The organism is Citrobacter sp. RHBSTW-00986 (assembly GCF_013783065.1).
Classification (GTDB): domain Bacteria; phylum Pseudomonadota; class Gammaproteobacteria; order Enterobacterales; family Enterobacteriaceae; genus Citrobacter; species Citrobacter braakii.
The window spans coordinates 4074928-4095725 of the sequence record NZ_CP056200.1 but is presented as its reverse complement, the minus strand read 5'-3'; the positions used below and the strand labels follow the sequence as shown (position 1 = coordinate 4095725).

Genomic DNA, 20798 nt, shown 5'->3' with positions numbered 1-20798 from the left:
TTTTAAATACGGAACCGAGAATCTGATGAGTGACTATAAATCAACCCTGAATTTGCCGGAAACAGGGTTCCCGATGCGCGGCGATCTCGCCAAGCGTGAACCGGGAATGCTGGCGCGTTGGACTGATGATGACCTGTACGGCATCATTCGTGCGGCCAAAAAAGGCAAAAAAACCTTCATTCTGCATGATGGCCCTCCTTATGCGAATGGCAGCATTCATATTGGTCACTCGGTTAACAAGATTCTGAAAGACATTATCGTGAAGTCCAAAGGACTCACGGGATTCGACTCGCCTTACGTTCCGGGCTGGGACTGCCACGGCCTGCCTATCGAGCTGAAAGTAGAGCAGGAATACGGCAAGCCGGGCGAGAAGTTCACCGCCGCTGAGTTCCGCGCCAAATGCCGTGAATACGCAGCGACGCAGGTTGACGGTCAGCGTAAAGACTTTATCCGTCTTGGCGTGCTGGGCGACTGGTCGCATCCGTACCTGACCATGGACTTCAAAACTGAAGCCAACATCATTCGTGCGCTGGGTAAAATCATCGGCAACGGTCACCTGCACAAAGGTGCGAAGCCGGTGCACTGGTGCGTTGATTGCCGTTCCGCGCTGGCGGAAGCGGAAGTTGAGTATTATGACAAAACCTCCCCGTCCATCGACGTTGCGTTCCACGCCGCCGATCAGGACGCGGTAAAAGCGAAATTTGGCGTTTCTGACGTCAATGGCCCGATCTCACTGGTTATCTGGACTACCACCCCGTGGACGTTACCGGCGAACCGCGCAATCTCTCTGGCGCCTGATTTTGACTATGCGCTGGTGCAGATTGACGGGCAGGCTGTGATTCTGGCGAAGGATCTGGTTGAAAGCGTCATGCAGCGTATTGGTGCGGCTGAATACACTATTCTGGGCACCGTAAAAGGCGCCGAGCTGGAACTGCTGCGCTTTACCCATCCGTTTATGGGCTTTGACGTGCCGGCTATTCTTGGCGATCACGTTACGCTGGATGCGGGTACCGGTGCGGTCCATACCGCCGGCGGCCACGGTCCGGATGACTACGTCATTAGCCAGAAATACGGTCTGGAAATCGCTAACCCGGTTGGTCCGGACGGCGCATATCTGGCGGGTACCTATCCGGATCTGGACGGTGTGAACGTCTTTAAAGCCAACGACAAAATCGTTGCGCTGCTGAGCGATAAAGGCGCTCTGCTGCACGTTGAGAAGATGCAGCACAGCTACCCGTGCTGCTGGCGCCACAAATCGCCGATCATCTTCCGTGCGACTCCGCAGTGGTTCGTCAGCATGGATCAGAAAGGTCTGCGTGCGCAGTCGCTAAAAGAGATCAAAGGCGTGCAATGGATCCCGGATTGGGGTCAGGCACGTATTGAATCGATGGTTGCCAACCGTCCTGACTGGTGTATCTCCCGTCAGCGTACGTGGGGTGTGCCGATGTCTCTGTTTGTTCACAAAGACACCGAAGAGCTGCATCCGCGTGCTATCGAACTGATGGAAGAAGTGGCCAAACGCGTTGAAGTTGACGGCATCCAGGCGTGGTGGGATCTCGATCCGAAAGATATCCTCGGCGATGAAGCTGACCAGTATGTCAAAGTCCCGGATACGCTGGACGTGTGGTTCGACTCCGGTTCAACCCACTCATCCGTTGTGGACGTGCGTCCTGAGTTTGCAGGCCATGCGGCAGATATGTATCTGGAAGGTTCTGACCAGCACCGCGGCTGGTTCATGTCTTCTCTGATGATCTCCACTGCAATGAAGGGCAAAGCGCCATACCGTCAGGTACTGACCCACGGTTTCACCGTTGATGGTCAGGGTCGTAAAATGTCCAAGTCTATCGGTAACACCGTAAGCCCGCAGGACGTAATGAACAAACTGGGCGCGGATATTCTGCGTCTGTGGGTCGCTTCTACCGACTATACCGGCGAAATGGCCGTTTCTGACGAAATCCTGAAACGTGCTGCCGACAGCTATCGTCGTATCCGTAACACCGCACGCTTCCTGCTGGCGAACCTGAACGGGTTCGATCCGGTAAAAGATATGGTGAAACCGGAAGAGATGGTGGTGCTGGATCGCTGGGCGGTAGGTTGTGCACAAGCGGCGCAGGAAGAGATCCTGAAAGCTTATGAAGCCTATGACTTCCACGAAGTAGTACAGCGCCTGATGCGCTTCTGCTCCGTAGAAATGGGTTCATTCTACCTCGACATCATCAAAGACCGTCAGTACACCGCGAAAGCGGACAGCGTGGCGCGTCGTAGTTGCCAGACTGCGCTGTTCCATATTGCAGAAGCGCTGGTACGCTGGATGGCGCCGATCATGTCCTTCACCGCTGATGAAATCTGGGGTTACCTGCCGGGCGATCGTGAGAAGTACGTCTTTACCGGTGAATGGTACGAAGGTCTGTTTGGCTTAGGCGAAACCGAAGCGATGAACGATGCCTACTGGGACGAGTTGCTGAAAGTGCGCGGCGAAGTGAACAAGGTCATCGAGCAGGCACGTGCGGATAAGAAAGTCGGTGGTTCGCTGGAAGCGGCGGTTACTCTGTACGCTGAACCAGAACTGGCGGCGAAACTGACCGCGCTGGGCGAAGAGTTGCGCTTTGTTCTGCTGACCTCCGGTGCGACGGTTGCGGATTATGCAGCGGCTCCTGCTGACGCTCAGCAGAGCGAACTGCTTAAAGGTCTGAAAATCGTACTGAGCAAAGCCGAAGGTGAGAAATGTCCGCGCTGCTGGCATTACACTACCGATGTCGGCCAGGTGGCGGAACATGCAGATATCTGCGGACGCTGTGTCAGCAACATCGCCGGTGATGGCGAACAACGTAAGTTTGCCTGATGAGTAAGCCTCTTTGTTCAACAGGACTACGCTGGCTGTGGCTGGTGGTAGTCGTGCTGATTATCGATTTAGGCAGCAAATACCTGATCCTCCAGAACTTTGCTCTGGGGGATACGGTGTCGCTGTTCCCGTCGCTTAATCTGCACTACGCGCGTAACTATGGTGCGGCGTTTAGCTTCTTAGCCGACAGCGGTGGCTGGCAACGTTGGTTCTTTGCCGGTATCGCCATTGGTATCTGCGTTATCCTGATGGTGATGATGTATCGCTCGAAGGCGACGCAGAAGCTGAACAACATCGCGTATGCGTTAATCATTGGCGGTGCGCTGGGCAACCTGTTCGACCGCCTGTGGCACGGCTTCGTGGTTGATATGATTGACTTTTACGTCGGTGACTGGCATTTCGCGACATTCAACCTTGCCGATACGGCGATCTGTATCGGTGCGGCATTGATTGTCCTCGAAGGCTTCTTACCGTCGAAAGAGAAAAAAGCCGCATAAAAAAATGCCGGATGGCGCTATGCTAATCCGGCCTACAATATACTGCGATTCTTGTGGGCCCGGTAAGCGTAGCGCTATCGGGCAAACAGGCGGCAGCAATTTTAAAGAGCAACCTGCATGTCTAAATCAGTACAGAGTAACAGTGCGGTGCTGGTGCACTTCACCCTTAAGCTCGACGATGGCTCCACCGCAGAGTCAACTCGCAATAACGGCAAGCCTGCGCTGTTTCGCCTGGGCGACGGTTCTCTGTCTGAAGGACTGGAACAACACCTGCTGGGGTTAAAAGAAGGTGATAAAACCACTTTTGCTCTGGAGCCGGATGCCGCCTTCGGCGTGTCCAGCCCGGACTTAATTCAGTATTTCTCGCGTCGGGAATTTATGGACGCGGGCGAGCCAGAAATTGGCGCTATCATGCTCTTTACCGCAATGGACGGCAGTGAGATGCCTGGTGTGATCCGCGAAATCAACGGTGACTCGATCACGGTTGATTTCAACCATCCGCTGGCCGGGCATACCGTTCATTTTGATATTGAAGTGCTGGAAGTCGAACCGGCACTGGAGGCGTAAAATGCAGATCCTGTTGGCCAACCCGCGCGGTTTTTGCGCTGGCGTAGACCGCGCTATCAGCATTGTGGAAAACGCGCTGGCTATTTACGGCGCACCGATTTATGTCCGTCATGAAGTGGTGCATAACCGCTATGTGGTGGATAGCCTGCGCGAGCGCGGCGCTATTTTTATTGAGCAAATCAGCGAAGTACCGGATGGCGCGATCCTGATTTTCTCTGCTCATGGCGTGTCTCAGGCGGTGCGTAACGAAGCCAAAGGCCGCGACCTCACGGTTTTTGATGCGACCTGCCCGCTGGTAACGAAAGTGCATATGGAAGTTGCACGCGCCAGCCGTCGCGGTGAAGAGTCAATTTTAATTGGTCACGCCGGGCATCCGGAAGTTGAAGGCACGATGGGCCAGTACAGTAACCCGCAGGGGGGAATGTATCTGGTCGAATCACCTGAAGATGTGCTGAAACTGAATGTAAAAAATGAAGGCAAATTGTCCTTCATGACGCAGACCACTCTCTCCGTTGATGACACCTCTGACGTCATTGACGCGTTACGAAGCCGTTTCCCGAAAATTGTCGGGCCGCGCAAAGACGATATCTGTTATGCCACGACCAACCGTCAGGAAGCGGTCCGTGCGCTGGCAGAGCAGGCGGATGTTGTGCTGGTGGTCGGCTCGAAAAACTCTTCTAACTCCAACCGTCTGGCTGAACTGGCCCAACGAATGGGGAAAGCGGCGTATCTGATTGACGATGCGACCGATATCCAGGAAGCGTGGGTGAAAGAAGCCAGGTGCGTGGGCGTGACGGCCGGTGCCTCGGCGCCTGATATCCTGGTTCAAAACGTGATTGCTCGCCTGCAGGAGCTTGGCGGTGGGGAAGCTATTCCGCTGGAAGGGCGTGAAGAAAACATCGTTTTCGAAGTACCGAAAGAGCTGCGTGTGGATGTTCGTGAAGTAGAGTAAGTCTTTCCGGTTACGATTATGAGAAGATGCCAGACTTAACGTCTGGCATTTTTTTATGGAGAAACCATGCGCTTACCGATCATTCTTGATACCGATCCCGGCATTGATGATGCTGCCGCTATTGCCGCCGCGCTGTTTGCCCCTGAGCTGGATCTGCAACTGATGACCACGGTAGCAGGTAATGTGTCGGTGGAAAAAACCACCCGTAATGCATTGCAACTGCTGCACTTCTGGAATGCGGATATTCCACTGGCGCAGGGGGCATCGATGCCGCTGGTGAGACCGCTACGAGATGCCGCTTCCGTACACGGTGAATCAGGTATGGAAGGGTATGAATTTGTCGAACATGACCGCCAGGTGATGGCAAAACCTGCCTTCCAGGCCATTCGCGATGCGTTGATGCATGCCCCGCAGCCTGTGACGCTGGTGGCAATTGGCCCCCTGACCAACATTGCGCTGCTGCTGACTCATTATCCTGAATGCATATTCAACATTCACCGTCTGGTGATTATGGGCGGTTCTGCCGGGCGCGGGAACTTCACGCCAAACGCGGAGTTTAATATTGCTATTGATCCCGAGGCCGCCGCAAAAGTCTTCCAGAGCGGGCTGGAGATTGTGATGTGTGGGCTGGATGTCACTAATCAGGCCATGCTCACCCCTGACTACCTGACGACGTTGCCGCAGCTTAACCAGACGGGAAAAATGCTGCACGCGCTGTTTAGCCATTACCGTAGCGGCAGTATGAATACGGGGCTACGAATGTACGACCTGTGCGCTATTGCCTGGCTGGTGCGCCCGGAACTGTTTACCCTGCAGCCGTGCTTCGTGGCGGTTGAAACCCAGGGTGAATATACCTCGGGTACGACGGTGGTGGACATTGAAGGACGTTTAGGGCATCCGGCAAATGCCCTGGTCGCGCTGGGGCTGGACGTTGAGGGGTTCCAGCAGTGGGTGGCAGAGGTACTGACGCTGGCACCTTGAGGCTGTGATCCGGCCCGCAATATGCAGATAGCGATAGCAGGTTAATCGATTAATCTGCTAATCTGATCCTGTTGTTCTCCTCGGGCCGGAGACACATATGAACCTTTCTTTTATCCAGCCACCGCAGGTGGCGTGGGCAAGCGGCGCTTTAGCTGATGGCCTGTTATTGCGTAAATCCACCCGTATTGAGGATCTTCCAGACGTTTTTGCCGATGAACACGCCCGTCAACAGCTGGCTGGCGAGCAGGTCGTGTATGACGTCGAGATGCTGGATACCTCTCCCGCTGAAGGTGAACTCTACACCGGCGTTACCCATCTTTACCCTGGCCGGGTCGGCTGTGAGTATTTTATGACTCGCGGGCATTTCCATGCGCGCCGCGAACAGGGGGAAGTCTATTTTGGTCTGCGTGGCACCGGTTTGCTGCTGTTGCAAACTGAGCAGGGCGACGCGAGGCTGGAAAAAGTATTCGCGGGATCTGTCCACATTATCCCCGGCTTTACCGCGCATCGGTTAATCAACACCGGGGAAGAGGTTCTGTCGGCGCTCGCCGTATGGCCAGGGATTGCGGGTCATGATTATGCAGCGCTTGCCAGCGGCTTCAGAATAAGGGTCTTTGAGGAAAATAAGACGGTTCAGGCGAAGGAGGTACAGAATGGGTGACTTAGCGCATTCTTACGGCCTGGATATGACGGTCCATCATCACCCGCTTGGTTTTAGCTATGGGGATGAGGTTACCGGGCCGATGCCGGAGATTCGTCAACTCGACCAGATTCGCGCCTCGCTGCGCGATCCGCACTGTGAAGGGCCGCAAGAGGTGTATGCCATAGCGATGGATGTGGCGCGAATGCAGGATCGCGAAGAGTTGAAAAAGCGGATGCTGTTGTTTGGCGTGGTGACCTATGCGGCGGGACGGCTGGGAGAAGAGCCGGTGCGTAGTCAGGGACATATTCATCGTATTAGTCAGCACAGCGGCTGGTCTCCGCCGGAGCTTTATGAAATCTGGCAGGGAAAAGCGATCATTTATATGCAGGAATATGTTGAGGACGACCCAGGCCGCTGTTTTGCTGTAATTGCCGGACCCGGTGAGAAAGTGTTGGTACCACCCGGTTGGGGGCATGCGACTATATCCGCAGACCCGGATGTACCGTTAACCTTTGGCGCGTGGTGCGATCGTGAATATGGTTTTGAGTACGACGCCGTGCGTGCGCATAAAGGACTGGCATGGTATCCGCTGCTGCAGGGCAACAACGTTATCTGGCAGCATAATCCGCGTTACATCCCTGGACGACTGCAGGCCGTTACGCCCAGACAATATACGGAATTCTCGATTACCTCCGCACCTGTTTATCAGCAATTCATCGAGGACCCGGCGCGTTTCCAATTTATCTCACGCCCGGACAAGCACCCCGAGCTATGGCAAAACTTTCATCCATAAAAAAACCGGGGCATAGCCCCGGTTGTACCGTTTTCTGTGTGTTATCCCGCAAACAGGCCCGTGGCGACGCCGAGGGCGGCCAGTATCAACAGTAAAATCATCGCTTTCACTGGTGACACACCGCGCTTGGCCATCAGATACCAGGTACCAAGCACCACAATCAGCGGCAGTAACTGCGGGAAGATACCGTCCAGCATCTGTTGAACATGGATATTCACCCCATCTTTGGTAATAAACTCCAGTCCGGTGCCAAGTTTAACGTAGCTGGCCGCCACGCCCCCCATGACAAACACACCCAGCAGCGATAACGCTTCACGCAGACGGGCAGACTTGCTGCTCACCAGCATTTCCACCGAGCCAGAACCCATTTTGTAGCCTTTCAGGAACAAGAACCACGAACCGGGAATGATGATGGCCAACCAGGCAACGGTATAAAACAGCGGCCCCAGAATGTTACCGCCGGCCGCCAGGGCCATGCCGATGCTGAGCAGGATAGGGATCAGCATGCCAGGGATCATTGAATCGCCGATCCCGGCAATAGGGCCCATCAGGCCAACCTTCAGGGTATTGATGGTCTCCCCATCGATCGGTTCACCGTTCGCTTTTTTCTCCTCCAGCCCCAGCACCATACCGTTTACGATCGCGCCTATCTGGGGCTCCGTATTATAGAATGAGGCATGACGGCGCAGCATTTCAGTACGTTGGGCTGCGTCGGGATAGAGCTTTTTCGCCACCGGAAGCATACTCAGACAAAAGCCAAAAGATTCCAGACGTTCAAAACTCATCGATGACAAGTTGTGCATCATCCATGCGCGCCAGCAGCGGCGAAGATCTTTACGCGTAAGTGTACGTTCTTCCATCAGAATTCATCCTCCTCATCATCGGCTACCGACTTTGCATTCGCGGCCTGCGGCGGTTCCGGTTTGTAGTTGTAATGGATCAACGCCAACAGCGAACCGACGATCACCAGCGCGACCATGTTGAGTTTTAAAAATACGATGCAGACAAAACCGACGAGGAAGTAGATCAGCATGGTGTAGTTTTTGATGATCTGCTTCAGCAAAATCGCGATCCCGACGGCGGGTAAAATGCCGCCCAGTACGTTCATCGTTGACAGAACTATTTTCGGCAAGCTGTCCATAAAACCGCTGATGTATTGCGCGCCGAAGTAAACCGCAATAAAAGTTGGTACAAAACGCAGGACAAAGTTTGTCACCTGTGGCCAGATGGCGCTGTTCAGGTAAATACCGCGTTCGTCGCCCCGTTCCAGCGCCACATCTGCCCGGTGATTCCAGAAGGAGTTCAGTACCATCATCGCGTTAAACAAAATGGTTCCGGCGATACCGATGGTCGCAGCCAGCGCGACCGCGACCTCGGGGCCTTTTCCTGAAAGGATCCCTAGGGCGATTGCGGGGTAAGCAACAAAGTTGAGATCGGCCGGCATCGAACCGCCAGGCGTTACCATCGCGATATACACCGCCTGAACCGCGACGCCAATCATGATCCCGGTTTTAATGTCGCCGAGAATAATCCCGACCAGCATTCCGGAAATCAGCGGGCGGGTGATCAGATACCAGCCGCCGGTCAGCCCCAGAAGCCAGGGACTGCTGAGGGCGCCGAGATAGCAAAGTATGCCAATCAACGTAGCTTCGATAATCATCGTGCGCTCCTTATTTCAGCTTCTGACGTGCGTCCTGCCAGCTGTAGCAACTGGCATCAGGAACCAGGCGAAACTCAACCAGGTGCCCATGTTGCGTCAGCCAGTCAAAGGCGGCAATTTCATCCCCGTTGACCGACTGATTCGGGCCGATGGTGGTGGTATCAGCACGCGCGCTCATCGGACCTACATTAATCTTGCCGTTGGCATTTTTCAGGCTGATACCTGCTTCTTCAATGCGTTTGAGCGTGACGGGGGATTTGCCAATGACGAAATAACGTTTCTCGCTGGCAATGACTTTTGGCAATTTTTCAATCGCGGTGGCCGTATCAAACAACCAAACTTTGGTGTCCTGTACGGCGCCTTTCATCACCGAAGAGAGCAAAGGGTCGGCCGCGACGGCGTCGTCTATAGCGACGATCCCATCACAGGGCAGCTCTTTGGCCCAACGTGTCACGAGCTGCCCATGGATTACGCGGTCATCGATACGTACAAAAGAAATACTCATAGTGGTTTCCTTTAAAAATCGTCGGACTGAACGGATAAAACCGGGGCGGCTTTAATCAGCGTGGGTATCGTCAGCGCCAACAGCTCGACGGCTGCGGCGTGAACATCCGTTAAATGGCAAATCTCCTCGCTTTGTAACAGCATCGGGAAATTGACCCCCGCTACGACGGCAACGGGAGGAACCGTTTGTGAAGAAAAAGCATGATGGCAGGCGACATTCCACGGCGTACCGCTTTGCATGTCACATAGCACCAGTACGCCGTCAGCGTCTTTTCCGGCACTGGTGAGAACCTGAGAGAACGTCGCTTTAAACCCTTCGATACCTGCCTGTTCACTCAGCGTGACGGGATAAACATGCGGTAATTCTCCATAAACCATACGACCGCTGGCGAGAAGCGCGTCCGCCAGGGGACCATGGGTGGCAACAATTACGTTAATCATGCGCTTATCCTCTAACCCAGGCTTTAATCGTGGCGAGCTGTTGACCGACGCCTTTGCCAAACGGCGAAATACGATATTCTCCGACGGCGGCAGGGATGATAAAGGTCTCTGCATAGTTGACGACAAACGGGGGAAACGCGCCGCTCGGGCTTTCAACAACGGCCTGCGCACCTTCGACCAGGTTCAGGACGTTGACGCCGCCATGGGTATGGTGAGTGACCGGTGCCGTAAACCAATGGCGACGCGTTTCGATAAATTCGCGTTCGTGCATTCCGGTTCTTTCTTCCCGCCAACCCTCTCCTTCAGCCAGGGGGTCAATACGGTTGACGAGGTTGTCGTGCACCCATTGCGTGTCGCGCTGCCAGTCAATAACCTGCTGACCGTGATCCAGATGCACCGGACGCGGTAAGCCGTCTAACCCTAAGCGGCCCCAATCCCACAGCTTGAAGGTGAAGATATAGGGCGTTGCGCTGATCTCCAGCACCATGGTTCCTGCACCCGAGCAGTGTACGGTTCCTGCGGGGATCAGGAAGTGATCGTGTTTATGTGCGGGGATCTGGTTAACGAATCGTTCATCATCAAAGGTTTTTTCGCCACGACCCGCGGCCCGGAGGTCGTCGAGCATATCCTGCGGTGCGATCCCGGTTTTGGTCCCGAGATACACTACGGCGTCCGGCTCGGCTTCGAGAATGTAATAGCTCTCATCCTGGGTATAGTGCATACCAAACTGCTGTTGAATGTACTCCGTGAGCGGATGAACCTGAAAGCTCAAATTCTGGCCGCCAATAGTGTCGAGGAAGTCAAAACGGATCGGGAATTCCGCGCCAAAGCGCGCATGAACTTTTTCACCCAGCAGGGGGCGGGGACAGGTCAGCACCAGATCCTGAGAGGGGATCTCGATCCGCACGTTGCCAAAACGCAGTAACAGGCTGTTTTCCTCGGGCACGCAATCAAAACACCACGCGTAATTGGGGGCTGAGGGATCGAGATCGAAGCGTTGTTTCATCCATTGCCCGCCCCAGACGCCTGGGTCAAAGAAAGGGGCAACGCGAAACGGTTGTTCGGTGGTTTGTTGCAGACCGGCGCGTAACGCGTCGCCGCTGACCATCGTAGGACTATTTTCTACCGTGGTATCGAGCAAATAATCGGCGCGTTTGAGTAACGGCGTTTTGTGTTTGTCGAATACCCGCCACTCAATGAAAAAAGCACGTTTGTAACGACGAAGAATATCTTCATCCTGGTTTTCTGCACCCCAGTTACCCAGCCCGTTATGACGCATACGCTGTTGAATTTCCCAGCGCGGAAGATCGGCATAAACCAGTACGTCACCAGGGTGTGCCAGCGCAGCGCCCGAGCCGTACACCACAACCAGCCCTGAGGTAACGGCATCAATCTGTTGGCGGAGTTGGCTGAGTTTGTCGCTATCAAAAAATTCATCCAGGTGATGACAGGAGAGAACGCCGAATACGCGATCGTCGGTAAGGTTACGCGCCAGTAAATCATGCAGGGCCTGCTCATCGCGGCGGGCGGATTCAATATTTAGCACCAGTGCGGTATCTAATGTCGTAACAAGCTGTTGCTCCAGCTCGTCAAGCCGCACGCCCGGATAGCAATCCACGATCAATACGGTTTTGGCGCCGGTAGAAACCCTGGTGTTAAGCACTGAATGAATTGACGACCAACCCTGCCAGGCGTGGTTGTCATAGCCCTGAACGTTAACCTCAGGGAATTTATTATAGGTTGTACGCATATTCTGTCTCCGTGTTGGCTTATTTAAGATTAATCGATTAACCTTATTTTCATAGTGTGGTTAACGCGATTAACCCGCCATAATCAGAATCCAGTGCGGTGAAATGCACGTTAGCGTGATGTGAATCACACGTAAAAAGGCAATATTTTGGTTATTCGATTAACCTTCGAAATAAACAGGAGAGGTCATGACTACAGTCACGCTGGCGCAGGTTGCTGAACGCGCGGGAGTCTCCACGGCAACCGTTTCAATGGTGTTGCGTAACCGGGGGCGCATTTCTCAGGCCACACGTGACAGGGTGCTCAAAGCGCTGGACGATGCCGGCTACGTTTATAATCAAACCGCCGCTAACCTGCGTAACCGGAGCAGTAATCAGGTCGGATTGTTGTTACACGATATCACTAACCCTTTTTACGGTGAGATGACTGCAGGGCTAAGCCATGAGATGGAGCGGCATGACCTGCTTCTGTTTCTGGCAAACAGTGAAGAGTCAGGAGAAAGGCAGCAAAAATTTGTCGACTCGTTGATGCGCAATAATGCCTGCGGCATGGTGCTCTGCGCGGCGCGTGAAACACCGACCTCCTTCTTCGAGGCGCTGAAAAGGCGCAATATTCCCGCCATCATGGTGGTTCGCCCTCTTAGCGACCCTGATTTTGATTTTGTGGGAACCGATAACTTTCTCGGTACGCAAATGGCCACCACCCATTTAGTCAAAATGGGGCATAAGAATATTGCGTTTATCGGTGGTAGCCCAAGTTCCGGGAGCCGGGCACAGCGTATCGGTGGATTCACCAGCACGTTGCTGGAGCAGGGAATATCGCCGAATCCGCAATGGATAGTGGCGACGCAGGCCAGCCAGATTGACGGCGCAAAAGTGGCAGAGTCGCTTCTTATGCGGTTCCCGGAAATTACCGCCGCCGTTTGTTATCAGGATATTGTGGCGCTTGGGGTTATGCAGGCATTACGTAAAATGGGGCGTGAACCAGGGCGCGATTTTGCGCTGGTGGGGTTCGATGACATCACCGAAGCGGCGCTGGTACAACCTGCGCTCACCACCGTGTCGGTGGCCGCAAAAGAGATAGGTCGCAAGGCTGGGGAGCTACTTTATAGTCGCATTCAGGGAAATGACGAACCTCCGAAACGCATTATTCTGCCACCTGCGCTGGTGGTCAGAGAATCATGTGGTTTTCGCTGATCGTCATGCCTTTTACTGATATCTCTCCCTGTTTATCATTAAATTCTAATTATCGACGTTTTCGGCTGGCGGCGCAGCGATGTGCTGGTTAATCTGAAAACGATTTACGTAAAATTAACAAAAGAGAATAGCTATGCATGATGCACAAATCCGCGTTGCCATCGCGGGAGCCGGAGGGCGCATGGGGCGTCAGTTGATTCAGGCCACTCTTGGCATGGATGGCGTACAGCTCGGCGCGGCGCTGGAGCGCGAAGGTTCTTCTTTGCTGGGAAGCGATGCCGGAGAATTAGCGGGAGCCGGTAAAACGGGCGTTACCGTGCAAAGTAGTCTTGAGGCGGTGAAAGATGATTTTGATGTTTTCATCGATTTTACTCGCCCGGAAGGCACGCTGGCGCATCTGGCGTTTTGCCGCCAGCACGGTAAAGGGATGGTGATTGGCACCACTGGCTTTGATGACGCGGGCAAACAGGCTATTCGTGATGCTGCGCAGGATATTGCTATCGTTTTCGCCGCGAACTTTAGCGTTGGCGTTAACGTCATGCTTAAGCTGCTGGAGAAGGCGGCGAAAGTGATGGGTGATTACACCGATATTGAGATTATTGAAGCCCATCACCGTCATAAAGTGGATGCGCCGTCAGGCACTGCGCTGGCGATGGGGGAGGCGATTGCCGGGGCGCTGGATAAAGATTTAAAAGAGTGTGCCGTCTATTCGCGTGAAGGTTACACCGGTGAGCGCGTACCCGGTACGATCGGTTTTGCCACGGTGCGGGCGGGAGATATCGTTGGTGAGCATACCGCGATGTTTGCCGATATTGGCGAGCGCATTGAGATCACGCATAAAGCCTCCAGCCGCATGACCTTTGCCAATGGCGCAGTACGATCGGCAATTTGGCTGAAATCAAAGTCAAATGGTCTTTTTGATATGAAAGATGTGCTTGATTTACGCAGTTTATAACTTTTATTACCCTTCGTGATGTGGTTATTGTAATCATAACTATTTGATTACATAGGGCAATGTTTTATTGCCCTTTTATTTTTCGCTTTTTAATTTGATTTTTTATTTAATGACCTATTTGTTGATGTTTTGCGGGGTTATTTTGTTATTTCAATGTAAATTTTGACCAAATGGTCCACTTTTATCTATCGCGCTTCCTGTTTTTACACTCTTTATCTTCCGCAAGCGTTTTCCACCCCAAGTTAGCTGATCTTTTTGCCTGTTAAATCGTGTGTTTTATCTCAGTGGCGTAAAATAATAATAAAAAATGCCCTTTTGGGTAGACTTTTACGTGGGCTATCTCTAGAATGCCGCCGTTTGCCAGAAATCCATAGGTAAGCAAATTTGCATTGATTCATGATGTGTTAATGAATTAATATGCAAATAAAGTGAGTGAATATTCTCTGGAGGGTGTTTTGATTAAGTCAGCGCTATTGGTTCTGGAAGACGGAACCCAGTTTCACGGTCGGGCCATAGGGGCAACAGGTTCGGCGGTTGGGGAAGTCGTTTTCAATACTTCAATGACCGGTTATCAAGAAATCCTCACTGATCCTTCCTATTCCCGCCAAATCGTCACTCTTACTTATCCTCATATCGGTAATGTCGGCACCAATGAAGCCGATGCAGAATCTTCTCAAGTACATGCGCAAGGCCTGGTCATCCGCGACCTGCCGCTGATTGCCAGCAACTTCCGCGATACCGAAGACCTCTCTTCTTACCTCAAACGCCATAATATTGTGGCAATTGCCGATATCGATACCCGTAAGCTGACGCGTTTGCTGCGTGAAAAGGGCGCACAGAACGGCTGCATTATCGCGGGTGATAACCCGGATGCGGCGCTGGCGCTGGAAAAAGCGAAAGCCTTCCCGGGGCTGAACGGCATGGATCTGGCGAAAGAAGTGACCACCGCGGAGCCTTATAGCTGGACGCAAGGTAGCTGGACGCTGGCCGGTGACCTGCCGGAAGCTAAATCCGCCGATGAACTGCCGTTCCACGTAGTGGCCTACGATTTTGGCGCTAAACGTAACATTCTGCGTATGTTAGCGGAGCGCGGCTGCCGCCTGACGGTTGTGCCGGCGAAAACCTCTGCTGAAGATGTTCTGAAGATGAATCCGGACGGTATCTTCCTGTCCAACGGCCCTGGCGATCCGGCGCCGTGCGACTACGCGATTACCGCGATTCAGAAATTTCTTGAAACCGATATTCCGGTATTTGGCATCTGCCTCGGCCATCAACTGCTGGCGCTGGCAAGCGGTGCGAAGACCATTAAGATGAAGTTTGGCCACCACGGCGGCAACCATCCGGTAAAAGATATTGATAACAACACCGTGATGATCACCGCTCAGAACCACGGTTTTGCGGTCGATGAGGCCTCCATGCCTGCCAACCTGCGCGTGACCCACAAGTCGCTGTTCGACGGCACCCTGCAGGGGATTCATCGTACCGACAAACCGGCGTTCAGTTTCCAGGGACACCCTGAAGCAAGCCCGGGTCCACACGACGCTGCGCCGCTGTTCGACCACTTTATCGAGTTAATTGAGCAATACCGTCAGTCCGCGAAATAATCAGGAGTAAAAGAGCCATGCCAAAACGTACAGACATAAAAAGTATCCTGATTCTGGGCGCGGGTCCGATCGTTATCGGTCAGGCGTGTGAGTTTGACTATTCCGGCGCGCAGGCGTGTAAAGCCCTGCGTGAAGAGGGTTACCGCGTTATTCTGGTGAACTCCAACCCGGCGACCATCATGACCGACCCGGAAATGGCCGATGCCACCTACATCGAGCCGATTCACTGGGAAGTGGTACGCAAAATCATTGAGAAAGAGCGCCCGGATGCGGTGCTGCCAACCATGGGCGGTCAGACGGCGCTGAACTGTGCGCTGGAGCTGGAACGCCAGGGCGTACTGGCTGAGTTCGGCGTGACCATGATTGGCGCGACGGCGGATGCCATTGATAAAGCGGAAGACCGTCGTCGCTTCGACATCGCGATGAAAAAAATCGGTCTCGATACCGCACGTTCAGGCATCGCTCACACCATGGAAGAAGCGCTGGCGGTTGCCGCTGACGTCGGCTTCCCGTGCATTATCCGTCCGTCCTTCACCATGGGTGGCACCGGCGGCGGTATCGCCTACAACCGCGAAGAGTTTGAAGAAATTTGCGAACGCGGTCTGGATCTTTCCCCAACCAACGAACTGCTGATTGATGAATCGCTGATTGGCTGGAAAGAGTACGAGATGGAAGTGGTGCGTGATAAAAACGACAACTGCATTATCGTCTGCTCCATCGAAAACTTCGACGCGATGGGCATCCATACCGGTGACTCCATCACCGTTGCGCCAGCCCAGACGCTGACCGACAAAGAATATCAAATCATGCGTAACGCCTCGATGGCGGTGCTGCGTGAAATCGGCGTTGAAACCGGTGGTTCTAACGTCCAGTTTGCGGTAAACCCGAAAAACGGCCGTCTGATTGTTATCGAGATGAACCCGCGCGTCTCACGCTCCTCGGCGCTGGCGTCCAAAGCAACCGGCTTCCCGATTGCTAAAGTCGCAGCCAAGCTGGCGGTAGGTTACACCCTCGACGAACTGATGAACGACATCACTGGCGGGCGGACTCCGGCTTCGTTTGAGCCGTCCATCGACTACGTTGTGACGAAAATTCCACGCTTCAACTTCGAGAAATTTGTTGGCGCTAACGACCGTCTGACCACCCAGATGAAATCTGTCGGTGAAGTGATGGCGATTGGCCGCACCCAGCAGGAGTCTCTGCAAAAAGCGCTGCGCGGTCTGGAAGTGGGCGCGACCGGCTTCGACCCGAAAGTAAGTCTGGATGACCCGGAAGCGCTGACCAAAATCCGCCGCGAGTTGAAAGACGCGGGCGCTGAGCGTATCTGGTACATCGCCGATGCTTTCCGTGCTGGCCTGTCCGTCGATGGCGTGTTCAACCTGACCAACATCGACCGCTGGTTCCTGGTGCAGATTGAAGAACTGGTGCGCCTGGAAGAAAAAGTCACAGACCTTGGCATCAACGGCCTCGACGCTGACTTCTTGCGCGTACTGAAGCGCAAAGGTTTCGCCGATGCGCGTCTGGCGAAGCTGGCCGGCGTACGCGAAGCGGAAATCCGCAAGCTGCGTGACCAATATAACCTGCACCCGGTCTACAAGCGCGTGGATACCTGCGCGGCAGAATTTGCCACCGACACCGCTTACATGTACTCCACTTATGAAGACGAGTGCGAAGCGAATCCAACTCAGGATCGTGACAAGATTATGGTGCTGGGCGGTGGTCCAAACCGTATCGGTCAGGGCATTGAATTCGACTACTGCTGCGTACACGCCTCGCTGGCGCTGCGCGAAGACGGTTACGAGACCATCATGGTCAACTGTAACCCAGAAACCGTTTCTACCGACTACGATACCTCCGACCGTCTGTACTTCGAGCCGGTAACGCTGGAAGACGTGCTGGAAATCGTGCGCATCGAGAAGCCGAAAGGCGTTATCGTGCAGTACGGCGGCCAGACTCCGCTGAAGCTGGCGCGCGCGCTGGAAGCGGCAGGCGTGCCGGTTATCGGCACCAGCCCGGATGCTATCGACCGTGCGGAAGACCGTGAACGCTTCCAGCAGGCGGTTGACCGTCTGAAGCTGAAACAACCGGCGAACGCCACCGTGACCGCCATTGAAATGGCGGTTGAGAAGGCGAAAGAGATTGGCTACCCGCTGGTGGTGCGTCCGTCCTACGTTCTCGGCGGCCGCGCGATGGAAATCGTCTACGACGAAGCCGACCTGCGTCGCTACTTCCAGACCGCGGTCAGCGTTTCTAACGATGCGCCGGTACTGCTGGACCGTTTCCTTGATGACGCGGTTGAAGTGGACGTGGACGCCATCTGCGACGGCGAAATGGTGCTGATTGGCGGCATCATGGAGCACATCGAACAGGCGGGCGTGCACTCCGGTGACTCCGCATGTTCTCTGCCTGCGTATACCCTGAGCCAGGAAATTCAGGATGTGATGCGCCAGCAGGTGCAGAAACTGGCCTTCGAACTGCAGGTTCGCGGTCTGATGAACGTCCAGTTTGCGGTGAAGAATAACGAAGTTTACCTGATTGAAGTGAACCCGCGTGCGGCGCGTACCGTTCCGTTCGTCTCCAAGGCAACGGGCGTACCGCTGGCGAAAGTCGCGGCGCGCGTGATGGCCGGGAAAACGCTGGCACAGCAGGGCGTCACCAAAGAAGTTATCCCGCCGTACTACTCGGTAAAAGAAGTTGTGCTGCCGTTCAACAAGTTCCCGGGCGTTGATCCGCTGTTAGGGCCAGAAATGCGCTCTACTGGTGAGGTGATGGGCGTGGGCCGTACCTTCGCGGAAGCGTTCGCCAAGGCACAGCTCGGCAGCAGCTCCACCATGAAAAAACAGGGTCGTGCACTGCTCTCCGTTCGCGAAGGCGATAAAGAGCGCGTGGTTGACCTGGCGGCGAAGCTGCTGAAGTTTGGTTTCGAGTTGGATGCGACGCACGGCACCGCGATTGTGCTGGGCGAAGCGGGTATCAATCCACGTCTGGTGAACAAGGTGCATGAAGGCCGTCCGCACATTCAGGACCGTATCAAGAATGGCGAGTACACTTACATCATCAACACTACCGAAGGCCGTCAGGCTATTGAAGACTCCAAGCTGATTCGCCGCAGCGCACTGCAGTACAAAGTGCATTATGACACCACCCTGAACGGTGGTTTCGCAACGGCGATGGCGCTGAATGCCGATGCTACCGAGAAGGTGACCTCGGTTCAGGAAATGCACGCGCAGATCAAAAAGTCATAAAAAAAGGGTCCGGTGATAATTGCGCTAACCGGGCCTGCAATATAATTGGGAAAGGGTTTCTGTAAAGAAACCCTTTTTTTATCTCTCATAAGGTCATTCCTGGCCAACCGTGCTTTCATAACCACATTTTCAATGTAATAAGCACGATGTTGCTCACACTAATCAACATTCAAGTCGCATACTATCCATTATATCCACAATTTTAATATGGCTTAGTTTTTATTAATTTGGACAGGCCGTAGCCAGATTTTTAATTTGTGAAATGGTGTGCTTATGTGTGAAAAATATGTTGAAAGACCGCTTTATTTGTTAATTGCTGACTGGATGATGGCTGAAGATCGTTGGATCACAGCAAAGGAAATTTCCCGCCATTTTGATATTGAACACTGCAAAGCAATTAATACGCTCTCTTATATTCTGTCGGAAGTGGGAGAAATTGTTTGTGAAGTTAAGATGATCCCTAATCAAATTGCAGGCCGCGGCTGCCAGTGCCAGCGTTTGGTGAAAGTCATCAGTATTGATTCTCATCTCTACAGACGATTGAATCACAATTTGCAGGAAAAAAAGGTGAGTGTGGCGAAAACGCCGCGACTGCCAGCGGTTCCCCCAACAGAGCTTAACCGTGAGCAGAAATGGCAGATGATGCTCTCCAAGAGCATGCGTCGATAATGGTGATTTGCCGGATCGGCGTGAGCGCTTCTCCGGCATAAATTACCGTGCTGATTTTGGCTTTACGTCCGTCGTGCCTTTCAGGCGCGGCCGATTTTTTTCGACCTGCGTTAATGGCAAGGTTTCGTGTAGTCCTGTTTGGCAGCGGATTGCAAGGTCCTGATACTCTTTGGTGTTCAGCCGTTTCCAGTACAGCTCCTGGTCCGTGACTTCACGCAGTACGCGAACCGGTGAACCAACCAGCATCTGCCTTGCCTCTCCCTGAAATCCGGCTTTGACAAAGCTCATGGCAGCGACAATGCTCTCTTCGCCAATCACCGCACCGTCCATAATCACGCTGTTCATGCCAATCAGTGCATCTCTGCCCACCACGCAGCCGTGCAGGATTGCGCCATGGCCGATGTGTCCATTCTCATGCACGATAGTGTCGGTGTCGCAATAGCCGTGCATGATGCAGCCATCCTGCAGGTTAGAACCGGCTTCCAGAATCAGGCGACCATAGTCACCGCGCAATGAGGCGTGTGGACCAATATAAACCCCGGCCCCCACAATGACATCGCCAATCAGCACAGCGCTGGGATGGACATAGGCATCCGGATGTACCACCGGAATCAGGCCCTCAAAGGCGTAATAGCTCATTGTCTTATCTCGGTTTTATTGCCGGATTGCGGCGTAAATACCTTATCCGGCATAGGCACATTAACGACCTTTCCATACCGGATCGCGTTTTTCCGCAAATGCCTGTGGTCCTTCGAGCGCATCTTCCGAGTGCAGCACCGATGGATAGTGCTTCAGCACACCGCTGCGGATGTACCGGTAGCCTTCTTCCACCGGCATTTCGCTGGTCGCACGGTAAATCTCTTTCAGCGCGGCGATAGCCAGCGGGGCGCTATTTACCAGCTGCTGCGCCAGTTCGCGCGCGCTATCCATCAGTTCGCTCTGGCTGACAACGCGGTTGACGATGCCCCAGCGCAGTGCTTCTTCGGCGCTCATTCGTCTGCCGGTCATCACCATTTCGTTAACGATTGCCGGTGGCAGCAGTTTAGGTAAACGCAGTACGCCGCCGCTGTCAGGCACGATCCCGAGTTTTGCTTCCGGCAGCGCGAAGCTGGCATTTTCCGCACAGACGATAAAATCCGCCGCCAGCGCCAGCTCAAAACCGCCGCCAAACGCGTAGCCGTTTACCGCGGCGATGACCGGCTTATCGAGGTCGAAAATTTCGGTTAAACCGGCGAAGCCGCCTGGGCCAAAATCGGCATCTGGCGCTTCACCTTCGGCCGCCGCTTTTAAGTCCCAGCCCGCAGAAAAGAATTTCTCTCCGCCGCCGGTGATAATTGCTACGCGTAATTCCGGGTCATCACGAAAATTAAGAAAAGCTTCCCCCATTGCAAAGCTGGTTTTAGCGTCAATGGCATTGGCTTTAGGCCGGTCAAGGGTAATTTCCAGGATCGGGCCGTTACGGGTCAGATGTAATGATTCACTCATAGTTCATCTCCAGAT

General features: G+C 53.8%; 19 protein-coding genes. 12 read left to right on the top strand and 7 right to left on the bottom strand.

Annotated features, from left to right (window positions below):
- The first annotated feature begins 25 nt into the window (after positions 1–25).
- From ileS to HV345_RS19785, 7 genes are all read left to right on the top strand, one after another.
- Positions 26–2842 (top strand): isoleucine--tRNA ligase, encoded by a 2817-nt coding sequence (ileS, locus tag HV345_RS19815; protein WP_016155657.1) that lies wholly within the window; start codon positions 26–28, stop codon positions 2840–2842.
- A complete protein-coding gene (lspA, locus tag HV345_RS19810) occupies positions 2842–3339 on the top strand; it encodes a signal peptidase II (protein WP_003018932.1) in 498 nt (165 codons plus the stop codon). The genes ileS and lspA overlap by 1 nt, the downstream gene beginning before the upstream one ends.
- Positions 3340–3456: 117 nt before the next feature.
- A complete protein-coding gene (gene fkpB, locus HV345_RS19805) occupies positions 3457–3906 on the top strand; it encodes an FKBP-type peptidyl-prolyl cis-trans isomerase (protein WP_003018929.1) in 450 nt (149 codons plus the stop codon).
- Position 3907: 1 nt separating this feature from the next.
- Positions 3908–4858, top strand: a complete 951-nt coding sequence (gene ispH / locus HV345_RS19800; RefSeq protein WP_047500149.1) for a 4-hydroxy-3-methylbut-2-enyl diphosphate reductase — start codon at positions 3908–3910, stop codon at positions 4856–4858.
- A gap of 66 nt (positions 4859–4924) precedes the next feature.
- The gene (gene rihC, locus HV345_RS19795; protein WP_181635958.1) at positions 4925–5839 is read left to right on the top strand and encodes a ribonucleoside hydrolase RihC; all 915 of its coding nucleotides are present in this window, start codon (positions 4925–4927) and stop codon (positions 5837–5839) included.
- A 97-nt stretch (positions 5840–5936) separates the two neighbouring features.
- Positions 5937–6500 (top strand): glucose-6-phosphate isomerase family protein, encoded by a 564-nt coding sequence (locus tag HV345_RS19790; protein ID WP_016151641.1) that lies wholly within the window; start codon positions 5937–5939, stop codon positions 6498–6500.
- Complete coding sequence (locus HV345_RS19785) at positions 6493–7275, top strand: glucose-6-phosphate isomerase family protein (protein WP_047414458.1); 783 nt, start codon at positions 6493–6495, stop codon at positions 7273–7275. Before HV345_RS19790 ends, HV345_RS19785 begins: the two co-directional genes overlap by 8 nt.
- A gap of 41 nt (positions 7276–7316) precedes the next feature.
- On the opposite strand, the gene HV345_RS19780 is transcribed toward HV345_RS19785, so the two are convergent.
- Genes HV345_RS19780 through HV345_RS19760 form a run of 5 tightly spaced genes read right to left on the bottom strand, consistent with a single transcriptional unit; the run spans position 7317 to position 11630 of the window.
- Complete coding sequence (locus HV345_RS19780) at positions 7317–8135, bottom strand: PTS system mannose/fructose/sorbose family transporter subunit IID (protein WP_016151643.1); 819 nt, start codon at positions 8133–8135, stop codon at positions 7317–7319.
- On the bottom strand, positions 8135–8935 hold the full coding sequence (locus HV345_RS19775) for a PTS sugar transporter subunit IIC (RefSeq protein ID WP_046276031.1): 801 nt from the start codon (positions 8933–8935) through the stop codon (positions 8135–8137). The genes HV345_RS19780 and HV345_RS19775 overlap by 1 nt, the downstream gene beginning before the upstream one ends.
- Before the next feature lie 10 nt (positions 8936–8945).
- Positions 8946–9440 carry a PTS sugar transporter subunit IIB gene (locus tag HV345_RS19770; protein WP_003837349.1) on the bottom strand — a complete coding sequence of 165 codons (495 nt, stop codon included), beginning with the start codon at positions 9438–9440 and terminating at the stop codon, positions 8946–8948.
- 11 nt (positions 9441–9451) lie between these two features.
- Positions 9452–9880: a PTS sugar transporter subunit IIA gene (locus HV345_RS19765; RefSeq protein ID WP_016155663.1), complete on the bottom strand. Its 429-nt coding sequence runs from the start codon at positions 9878–9880 to the stop codon at positions 9452–9454.
- Between the two features lie 4 nt (positions 9881–9884).
- Entirely contained in the window at positions 9885–11630 is a 1746-nt protein-coding gene (locus tag HV345_RS19760; RefSeq protein ID WP_181635957.1) for a class I mannose-6-phosphate isomerase, read from the bottom strand.
- Between the two features lie 187 nt (positions 11631–11817).
- Between HV345_RS19760 and HV345_RS19755 the strand changes: the two genes are divergently transcribed.
- From HV345_RS19755 to caiF, 5 genes are all read left to right on the top strand, one after another.
- Entirely contained in the window at positions 11818–12825 is a 1008-nt protein-coding gene (locus tag HV345_RS19755) for a LacI family DNA-binding transcriptional regulator (protein WP_016151647.1), read from the top strand.
- A gap of 133 nt (positions 12826–12958) precedes the next feature.
- Positions 12959–13780, top strand: coding sequence for a 4-hydroxy-tetrahydrodipicolinate reductase (gene dapB, locus HV345_RS19750; protein ID WP_016151648.1), 822 nt, complete (start codon positions 12959–12961; stop codon positions 13778–13780).
- Between the two features lie 455 nt (positions 13781–14235).
- Entirely contained in the window at positions 14236–15384 is a 1149-nt protein-coding gene (gene carA, locus HV345_RS19745; protein WP_181635956.1) for a glutamine-hydrolyzing carbamoyl-phosphate synthase small subunit, read from the top strand.
- Between the two features lie 17 nt (positions 15385–15401).
- A complete protein-coding gene (gene carB, locus HV345_RS19740; protein ID WP_047498316.1) occupies positions 15402–18629 on the top strand; it encodes a carbamoyl-phosphate synthase large subunit in 3228 nt (1075 codons plus the stop codon).
- A gap of 273 nt (positions 18630–18902) precedes the next feature.
- On the top strand, positions 18903–19298 hold the full coding sequence (gene caiF, locus HV345_RS19735) for a carnitine metabolism transcriptional regulator CaiF (RefSeq protein ID WP_016151651.1): 396 nt from the start codon (positions 18903–18905) through the stop codon (positions 19296–19298).
- Between the two features lie 42 nt (positions 19299–19340).
- Here the strand turns inward: caiF and caiE are convergent, their stop codons facing one another.
- Both caiE and caiD read right to left on the bottom strand, forming a co-directional pair.
- Entirely contained in the window at positions 19341–19937 is a 597-nt protein-coding gene (caiE, locus tag HV345_RS19730) for a carnitine operon protein CaiE (RefSeq protein ID WP_181598600.1), read from the bottom strand.
- Positions 19938–19997: 60 nt separating this feature from the next.
- Positions 19998–20783 (bottom strand): crotonobetainyl-CoA hydratase, encoded by a 786-nt coding sequence (gene caiD, locus HV345_RS19725; protein WP_000004376.1) that lies wholly within the window; start codon positions 20781–20783, stop codon positions 19998–20000.
- Positions 20784–20798 lie beyond the last annotated feature (15 nt).